This is a genomic window from Variovorax sp. YR752 (assembly GCF_943372545.1).
In genome coordinates this window covers 1-8,628 of record NZ_CALRZC010000299.1, presented here as the reverse complement: position 1 = coordinate 8,628, position 8,628 = coordinate 1, and the positions used below count along the sequence as shown (strand labels likewise).

General features: G+C 67.8%; 8 protein-coding genes and 1 pseudogene. 4 read left to right on the top strand and 5 right to left on the bottom strand.

All coding sequences use genetic code 11. The annotated features are described in order from the left end of the window. The 3 genes and pseudogenes from AAG801_RS37885 to denD form a co-directional block, all read right to left on the bottom strand. Positions 1–166 (bottom strand): annotated as a pseudogene (locus tag AAG801_RS37885) (TRAP transporter small permease); the annotation flags it as partial. Between the two features lie 115 nt (positions 167–281). Beyond that, positions 282–1,253, bottom strand: a complete 972-nt coding sequence (locus tag AAG801_RS37880) for a TRAP transporter substrate-binding protein (RefSeq protein ID WP_192196253.1) — start codon at positions 1,251–1,253, stop codon at positions 282–284. A gap of 71 nt (positions 1,254–1,324) precedes the next feature. Further along, entirely contained in the window at positions 1,325–2,341 is a 1,017-nt protein-coding gene (gene denD / locus AAG801_RS37875; RefSeq protein WP_341893052.1) for a D-erythronate dehydrogenase, read from the bottom strand. A gap of 66 nt (positions 2,342–2,407) precedes the next feature. Between denD and AAG801_RS37870 the strand changes: the two genes are divergently transcribed. Further along, complete coding sequence (locus tag AAG801_RS37870) at positions 2,408–3,469, top strand: hypothetical protein (RefSeq protein WP_341893051.1); 1,062 nt, start codon at positions 2,408–2,410, stop codon at positions 3,467–3,469. Positions 3,470–3,529: 60 nt separating this feature from the next. Here the strand turns inward: AAG801_RS37870 and AAG801_RS37865 are convergent, their stop codons facing one another. Beyond that, entirely contained in the window at positions 3,530–5,233 is a 1,704-nt protein-coding gene (locus tag AAG801_RS37865) for an electron transfer flavoprotein-ubiquinone oxidoreductase (protein WP_341893050.1), read from the bottom strand. A gap of 141 nt (positions 5,234–5,374) precedes the next feature. Here AAG801_RS37865 and AAG801_RS37860 point away from each other — a divergent pair, with 141 nt between their 5' ends. The 3 genes from AAG801_RS37860 to AAG801_RS37850 are packed head-to-tail and all read left to right on the top strand — an operon-like array spanning position 5,375 to position 7,487. Then, positions 5,375–6,157, top strand: coding sequence for an SDR family oxidoreductase (locus AAG801_RS37860; RefSeq protein ID WP_341893049.1), 783 nt, complete (start codon positions 5,375–5,377; stop codon positions 6,155–6,157). 20 nt (positions 6,158–6,177) lie between these two features. After that, on the top strand, positions 6,178–7,068 hold the full coding sequence (locus tag AAG801_RS37855; protein WP_341893053.1) for a DMT family transporter: 891 nt from the start codon (positions 6,178–6,180) through the stop codon (positions 7,066–7,068). Next, positions 7,065–7,487 carry an acyl-CoA thioesterase gene (locus AAG801_RS37850; RefSeq protein ID WP_070059373.1) on the top strand — a complete coding sequence of 141 codons (423 nt, stop codon included), beginning with the start codon at positions 7,065–7,067 and terminating at the stop codon, positions 7,485–7,487. Before AAG801_RS37855 ends, AAG801_RS37850 begins: the two co-directional genes overlap by 4 nt. A 24-nt stretch (positions 7,488–7,511) precedes the next feature. On the opposite strand, the gene AAG801_RS37845 is transcribed toward AAG801_RS37850, so the two are convergent. Continuing rightward, positions 7,512–8,628: HAMP domain-containing sensor histidine kinase (locus AAG801_RS37845; RefSeq protein ID WP_341893048.1), on the bottom strand; the 1,117-nt coding region annotated here is incomplete at its 5' end.

The following is an 8,628-nucleotide window of genomic DNA, read 5'->3' as shown; positions in this document are numbered from 1 at the left end:
GGCTCACGCGGATCAGGATCTCGCTCCATTCGGCGGGTTGCTCCAGCACGAAGCGGGTGACGATCTGGAACACGCCCAGCGCCGAGGCGATCACCAGCATCAGGCAGGCGGCGACCATCGACACGCCGGTGGTCCAGCGCTCGATGGCGAGGAATTTATCTTTCATACACAACAGCTCGCATGGTTCGGTTTTTTCGGTTTCTTCGGGTTCTCAACGAAAAAAGCCCGCCAGACAAAGCTGGGCGGGCATCGACGCTGTCAGGAGGACAGCCGCCGGGTCATCACTTGAAGTTGCGGATCTTGTCGAGGTTGGCCTTGCCGAAGTCCTTTTCGAACTGGGCATTCACCGGTGCCAGCGCCGCCACGAACTTGGCCTTGTCGACGTTGTCGATCACGGTCATGCCCTTGGCGCGCAGGTCGGCCACGCCCTTCGAGTCGTCTTCGTCCACGCGCGCACGGTTGGCCTTGGTGCCTTCCTTGGCGGCGTCGATGAAGGCCTGCTTGTCGGCCGCGCTCAGCTTGTCGAAGGTGCCCTTGTTCATCACGAAGATGCAGGGCGAGTAGACGTGGCCGGTCAGCGAGAGGTGCTTTTGCACCTGATCGAACTTGGCCGAGATGATCACCGGCAGCGGGTTCTCCTGGCCGTCGACCGTGCCTTGCTGCAGCGCCGTGAACACTTCGGGGAAAGCCATCGGCGTGGTCACGATGCCGAAGCCCTTGTAGGCGGCGATGTGCACCGGGTTTTCCATCGTGCGCATCTTCAGGCCCTTGAGGTCTTCGGGGGCCTTCACGTCGCGCTTGCTGTTGGTCATGTGGCGGAAGCCGTTCTCGGCCCACGCCAGCGCCTTGAAGCCCTTGGCATCGAACTTGGTCAGCATTTCCTGGCCGATGGGGCCGTCGAGCACGGCGCGTGCATGGGCCTTGTCGCGGAACAGGAAGGGCACGTCGAGGATCTTGGTCTCGGGCACGAAGTTGGGGATCGGGCCGGTCGAGGAGAACGCCAGTTCCTGCGTGCCCAGCTGCACCGCTTCGATCGACTCGCGTTCGCCGCCGAGCGCGCCGTTGTAGAAGGTCTGGACCTTGTAGCGGCCGCCCGTGCGCTTTTCGACTTCCTTGGCGAAGGTGTCGATGGCCACGCCCTGGTGCGAGTTCTGCGCGGTGGAAATGCTGATCTTCATGGTCGTCTGCGCAAAAGCGGCGCAGGCCATGCCCATGCCCAGAACCAGGCCGGCGGCCAGTCGGGTCAACTTCATTTGTCTGTCTCCTCGGGTGAAAAAAGGGGGCGCGCAAAACAGCCTGAGACCGGTTTCACGCAAAGAAATGACTATGCACGAATAACCAGTTTCACCGCGTCGGGACTTTCACGGACGTAGGCGCGAATCACGTCGTCGAAGCGCTCGTCGGACGTGAGGCCCAAGGCCCGGGCGCGCGGGGTGTCGAAGCGGCCCGGCCAGGTCTTCACGATGCGGCCGATGGTGGCGTCGGGCGTGCGGTCGAGCAGGTCGGTGGCGGTGCGGCCGGCCACGCGTTCGAGCGCGGCGGCCATCTCGCCCACCGTGGTGGCCAGCGACGGCAGGTTGAGCGCGGTGCGCGGGCCCCAGTCGGCATCGCTGGCCTCGGCGGCGCGCACGATGCCTTCGATGGTGCGGGCCGGCGAGGCGATGGCCACGGGCGTTTCGTCGGGCACCGGGCAGGCCGCGCGCAGGCCCGCGAGCGGCTCGCGGATCATGCCGCTGAAGAAACCCGAGGCCGCGCCGTTCGGTTGGCCGGGGCGCACGCTCACAGTCATGAGGCGCACGCTGCGCCCTTGCACGAAGCCCTTGCGCGTGTAGTCGGCCACCAGCTGTTCGCCGATGAATTTCTGGATGCCGTAGCTGGTCTGCGGCGTGGGCAGCGTGTGGTCGTCGATGAGCGCGGGCAGCGGTTGCTCGGGCGAATCGCCGAACACGGCGAGCGAACTGGAGAACACCAGCACCGGCCGCGTGCCGAGCGCGCGCAGCTTCTCGAGCAGGCCGTGCGTGGCGGCGAAGTTGCTGCGCATGCCGAGGTCGAAGTCGGCCTCGCATTCGCCGCTGACGGCGGCCGCGAGATGGAACACCGCGTCGGCCTCGCGCCAGAAGGTGGCGGCGTTGTCGGCCAGCTGGGCGTTGAGGTCGCCCGTGGCGGCTGCGATGCGCGCGTCGGCCGCGAGGTCGGGCGGCGGCGGTGCGCGGTCGACCAGCGTGATGCGTGCGATGTCGCGGGCGGGAGCGCCGGCGAGCGACAGCTGGCCCAGGGCCAGCAGGGTGCGCGCCAAGCGCGCGCCGAGGAAGCCGGCGCCGCCGGTGATGACGATGTGCATGAGGTCCTGTCTCCTTGTGTCCTTGTGTCGCGAGGATAGCGTCGGCGGGTACCGCACAATTTGCGCATGCCCATGCTGCCCCCCGATCTCCTCGCCACCCTGCGATTGCCTGTGCTGCAGGACGCCGACCTCGACACCCAGGCTTCCTTCTTCAAGCGGCCGGAGGTCCGTGGGCTCTACTTCGAGGTGGTGGAGGGCTCGGCGAAAGACGAGGTGCTGCGGGCCGCCGTCGCGCAGCTCGGCGATGTGCATCCGCACCGGGCCGCGTTGCTGGCGGTGTTCTGCGGCGCGCTGGTCGAGAACGGCGCCGATCCGCAGCTCATGTTCGACGCCGTGCGGCAGTTGGCGGGGCGCCTGCTGGCGTCGCTGGCGCCGTACTGCGCGGCGCAGCCGTACGAACCCGATGAGGACGACGAGGAACCGCAGGACGAGGAAGCACACGCCGCCTGGCAGGCCGCCGAAGCGGCGCTCGCGTCGCTGTCGCCGCAGGCACGTTTCGAGGTCAATGCGTGCCAGCGCGCGGTCGACCTGCTGGTGCTACCGCTCATGACCATGGTGGTGCGCGATGTGCACAACCACCAGTCGCTGGTGGCGGACGAAGGCCTGCTCGCGCACGTCGAGGCGATGTACGCCAACGACTCGCTGCCCTTCGAGGCCTTGCACTTCCTGCGCGCCGCAGCCCAGCTGTCGTACGAGGACGAGCTGGTGGTTTTGCTGCCGGCGTCGCGCGCGGGCCTGGTCGTTCGCGCCCAGGGCATCAACAACAACTTCCACGCCTTCTCGCTGCTGCAGGACCTGATGGAAACGCACGCCCAGACGCTGGGCATCCGGCAGCCGCCGCGCACGCGCCGCGACGGGGACAGCGATGCCGCCGCCTTCCTCTGGCTGCAGGCGACCGCCTACGCCAAGGGCGAGCTGGTGGACCGCATGGCGTGGTCCTGGGGGGAAGGCACGCTGCGCGAGAACGCGCGCAGGCAGGGGCGGCTGGTGCTCGTCGCGCTGGAGACGGACGACAAGCCCGCGCGCGGCTGGAACGGGTTCACCCACGTGCTGCACGCCGAGCAGAACCCGCAGGTGTCGCTGGTGCACTTCCTCACGCCCGACGAGGTCGCCGCGTACCTCGCCTGAGCGGGCCTGAAATGAAAAAGCCCCCCGAAGAGGGCTTGCATGCGTCGATGCTGCGGGGGCTTACATGCCCACGTAGTTCGGACCGCCGCCGCCTTCGGGCGTCACCCAGACGATGTTCTGCGTCGGGTCCTTGATGTCGCAGGTCTTGCAGTGCACGCAGTTTTGCGCGTTGATCTGCAGGCGCTCCTTGCCGGCGCTGGCTTCGTCGGGCACGAACTCGTACACGCCGGCCGGGCAGTAGCGGCTTTCGGGGCCGGCGAACTTGGCGAGGTTGATGTTGACCGGCACCGACGCGTCTTTCAGCGTCAGGTGAGCGGGCTGCTGCTCTTCATGGTTCGTGTTGCTGATGAACACGCTCGACAGGCGGTCGAAGGTGAGCTTGCCGTCCGGCTTCGGGTAGACGATGGGCTTGCATTCGGCGGCCGGCTTCAGGTACTGGTGGTCGGGCTTGGTGCGGCGCAGCGTCCATGGGATGTGGCCCTTGAGCAGCCACTGCTCGACGCCGTTCATGACCGTGGCGATGCCCAGGCCCTTCTTGAACCAGGCCTTGAAGTTGCGCGCCTTGTTCAGCTCGGTGTAGAGCCAGCTCTTCTCGAATGCGGCGGGGTAGGCCGTGAGTTCGTCGTGCTGGCGGCCGGCCATGACCGCGTCGAACGCGGCTTCGGCGCACAGCATGCCGGTCTTGATGGCGGCGTGGCTGCCCTTGATGCGGCTCACGTTGAGGTAGCCGGCCTCGCAGCCGACCAGCGCGCCGCCCGGGAACACCGTCTTGGGCAGCGACTGCAGACCGCCGGCCGTGATGGCGCGCGCGCCGTAGCCGATGCGCTTGGCGGGCTTGATGCCCTTGGCTTCGTCGCCCTCGAGGTACCAGCGGATGTTGGGGTGCAGCTTCCAGCGCTGCATTTCCTCGAACGGGCTCAGGTACGGGTTGCTGTAGTCCAGGCCCGTGATGAAGCCCATCGTGACCTTGTTGTCCTCCATGTGATAGAGGAAGGCGCCGCCGTAGGTGTTGTTGTCCATCGGCCAGCCGGCCGTGTGCAGCACGAAGCCGGGCTGGTGGCGCTTGGGATCGATTTCCCAGACTTCCTTGACGCCCAGGCCGTAGGTCTGCGGATCGCGGCCTTCGTCGAGCTTGAACTTCGCGATGAGCTGGCGGCCCAGGTGGCCGCGCGCGCCTTCGGCGAACACCGTGTACTTGCCCAGCAGCTCCATGCCGAGCTGGAAGTTCTCGGTGGGTTCGCCGTCCTTGCCGACGCCCATGTTGCCGGTGGCGACGCCGCGCACCGAGCCGTTCTCGTTGTAGAGCACTTCGGCGGCCGGGAAGCCCGGGAAGATTTCCACGCCGAGGTTCTCGGCCTGCTGCGCCAGCCACTTGGTGAAGGCACCCAGGCTGATGATGTAGTTGCCGTGGTTCTGGAAGCAGGCCGGCAGAAACGCGTTGGGCGTGCGCAGGCCTGACTTTTCGCTCAGGAACACCATGGCGTCGTCGGTCACGGGCTGGTTCAGCGGCGCGCCGAGTTCTTCCCAGTCGGGCAGCAGTTCGTTGAGCGCGCGCGGGTCCATGATGGCGCCCGACAGGATGTGCGCGCCGGGCTCGGAACCCTTCTCGAGCACCACGACGGAGATTTCCTTCTCCTGCTGGGCGGCGAGCTGCTTGAGGCGGATCGCGGTCGAGAGGCCGGCGGGGCCGCCGCCGACCACGACCACGTCGTATTCCATGGCTTCGCGAGGGCCGAACTGGGCGAGGATTTCGTCGTGCGTCATGTGGGTTGGGTCGATAATGATTTTTAGAGGCGCGGGGGCGTCGCGGTTCGCCCGGCATTTTATGCGGCGTCCGGCGGTGGTCCTTGTCGCCCGCAGGCGAAGCACCCTGCGTCACCTGCGCGACTCGACAGGATTTTGCCCATGGCTTACAGCATCGATCTCTCCGGCCGCGTGGCCTTCGTCACCGGCGCCTCCAGCGGATTGGGCGCCCAGTTCGCGAAAACACTGGCCCGTGCCGGCGCCGCCGTGGTGCTGGCCAGCCGCCGCGTCGACAAGCTCAAGGAACTGCGCGCACGCATCGAAGGCGAGGGCGGCGACGCCCACGTGGTCGAGCTCGACGTGACCGATTTCGGCAGCATCAAGGCCGCCGTGGCGCGCGCCGAAACCGAAGTGGGCCCCATCGACGTCCTGGTCAACAACTCGGGCGTGAGCACCACGCAGCGACTGCAGGACGTCACGCCCGACGACTACGACTACATCTTCGACACCAACGTGAAGGGCTCCTTCTTCGTGGCGCAAGAGGTCGGCAAGCGCATGCTGGCGCGCGCCCAGGGCAAGGCGCCGGGCACCTACATCGGCGGTCGCATCATCAACATCGCGTCGTCAGCGGCGCTGAAGGTCATGCCGCAGATCGGGGCGTATTGCATGAGCAAGGCCGCCGTGGTGCAGATGACCAAGGCCATGGCGCTCGAGTGGGGCCGCTTCGGCATCAACGTGAACGCGCTGTGCCCGGGCTACATCACGACCGAGCTCAACGAGGAGCACTGGAGCACCGAGGGCGGCGCCAAGCTGGTCAGCATGCTGCCGCGCAAGCGCGTGGGCAAGCCAGAAGACCTCGACGGGCTGATCGTGTTGCTGGCCAGCGGCGAGAGCCATTTCGTGAATGGTGCCGTCATCGCGGCCGACGACGGGTTCGCGATCTGAGTCCGCGGGCGTGGATCGGCATCGCAGCCGGGCTGGCTGCGGGTGCGCTCTGGGGCCTGGTGTTCGTGGCGCCGCGCATGGTGGGCCACTTCGGCATGGTCGACATCACGGCGGCGCGTTTCGCGGTGTTCGGTGCGGTGTCGGCGCTGGCGGTGTTCGCGCGGCCCGCGGCCGTGCGCTGGCCCACGGGCCGGCAGGCGCTGGCGGCGCTCGGCCTCAGCGTGCTGGGCTTCAGCGGCTACTACCTGTTGCTGGCCTTCGGCATCGCGGCGGCAGGCACCGAGGTGCCCAGCCTCATCATCGGCACGATTCCCGTCTGGATGATGCTGCTGGGCCGGCCCGCGGGCCTGCACATGCGGGCCTTGCTGCCCGGCCTGCTGCTCACGGGCGCGGGCATCGCACTGATGATCTGGGGCGCGTGGTCGGCGCAGCACGGCGCGGGCGGTGGTGGCGGCGTGCGCTTCGGCTGGGGCATCGCGCTGGCGCTGTGTTCGATGGTGAGCTGGACAATCTACGGCCTGCTCAACGCCGCCTGGCTGCAACGGCACCGCGAGGTGCACGCGGCCGACTGGGCCAACTGGCTTGGCATTGCGACCGGCCTCGGCGCCTTGCTGCTGTGGGTGGTGGCGGGCAGCGATGTCGCCACGCTGCAATCGCAGCCCGACGGCATGCTCTTCATCTGGATTGCGCTGGCGAGCGGCTTCGGTTCGTCGTGGCTCGCAACCATCCTCTGGAACGTCGCCAGCCAGCGCCTCTCGGCCAGCCTGTGCGGCCAACTGATCGTGAGCGAGACGCTGTTCGCCTTGTTCTATTCTTTCCTCTGGGACGGCCGCTGGCCGCAGGCCACCGAGTGGGTGGCGGCGGTGCTGTTCGTCCTGGGCATCCTCGCATCCATCAAGGCCCACCGATGAGAATCGAAATCCCCGAAAAGAAGAAGCTCGTGTATGAAATGTCGATCCCCATCCGCTGGGGCGACATGGACGCCATGGGCCACCTGAACAACGGCACCTACTTTCGCTACCTCGAGACCGCGCGCATCGACTGGATCCGCTCGCTCGGCGTCGAGCCTACGCCGGGCGGCGAAGGCATGGTCATCGTCAATGCCTTCTGCAATTTCTACCGGCAGATCGAGTACCCGGGCAACGTGCGGATCAAGATGTACGTGAGCGACCCGGGGCGCACCACCTTCGAAAGCTGGGCCACCATGGTCCGCGAAGACGCGCCCGACGTGCTCTGCGCGGCCGGCGGTGCCACCACCATCTGGGTCGACTTTCCGAAGCAGAAGGCGCTGGCGCTGCCCGACTGGCTGCGCGAGATCGTCAGCGATTGACGCTGACGCGCTGACGCAAAAGGCTCAGGCCGGCCGCAGCACGATGCGCGCCTCGAAGCCGCGCGCCATACCGGGCGGCGGCGAGGCCAGCTCCAGCGTCGCGTTGTGCTTCTCGACGATGGTGCCCACGATCGACATGCCCAGGCCGTAGCCGGCGCGGTCCGAGCCGTGGCGCACATGGCGCTGGTGCAGCGACTCCAGCTGCCCGGCGCTGACACCCGGGCCCGCATCGCGCACCACGAGCACGCACGGCGCCGCGACTTCGATCGTCACGCGGCCGTCGCCGCTGTAGCGCAACGCGTTCTCGACGAGGTTGCGCAGCGCGATCGCCAGCGCGTCGACGTCGCCGAAAGCCACGGGCGCCGCGCTGTCGGGCACCTTGAGCTTCAGGCGCTCGTTGATCTGCGGGTCTTGCCAGAACTCCTGCGCCACCGTGCCCGCCAGCTGTACCAGGTCGACCCGCGCCCGCGTGAGCGAGGCGCCCGATTCGGCACGCGACAGCTGCAGCAGCTTTTCGGCGCGGTGGCTGAGCATCTGCAGTGCCTGCAGCGCGCCTTCGACGTCGGTGCGCTTCAGGTCGTGGTCGAGCGCGGTCTGCAGCCGCAGCCGCGCGGCGGCCAGCGGCGTGCGCAGTTCGTGCGCGGCGTTGGCGGCCAGCGCGCGCTCCACGTCGAGCGACTGCGACAGCCGCTGCAGCAGCCGGTTGACATGGTCGCCCACCGCGCGCAGTTCCTGCGGCAGGCCGGGCAGGGTGATCGGGCGCAGGTCGGCGCCGCTGCGCTTCTCGATCTCGCCGGCGAGCTGTTGCAGCACGCGCAGCTCGGTGCGCGCCACGCGCCGCAGCACCAGCGCCAGCAGCGGCAGCACCGCACCGAGCGGGATGATCAGGCCGAACAGCGTGCGGTTCAGCGCGCGGCGGCGCTCGTCGAGCGGGTCGGCCACCTGGAAGTACAGGCCCAGCGTCGGGTGCCGCACGGTGTAGATGCGCCAGGTCTGGTTGTTGGCAAAGCCGGCGGCCAGGGGCACGTCGAAGGCGTCGTTGGGCGCCTCGGCCGAGCGCAGCAGCACATGCTCGTGCACGTCGACCACCTGGTACATCACGGCGTCTTCGGAGAACAGCTGCTTGGGTGCGATCAGCGGT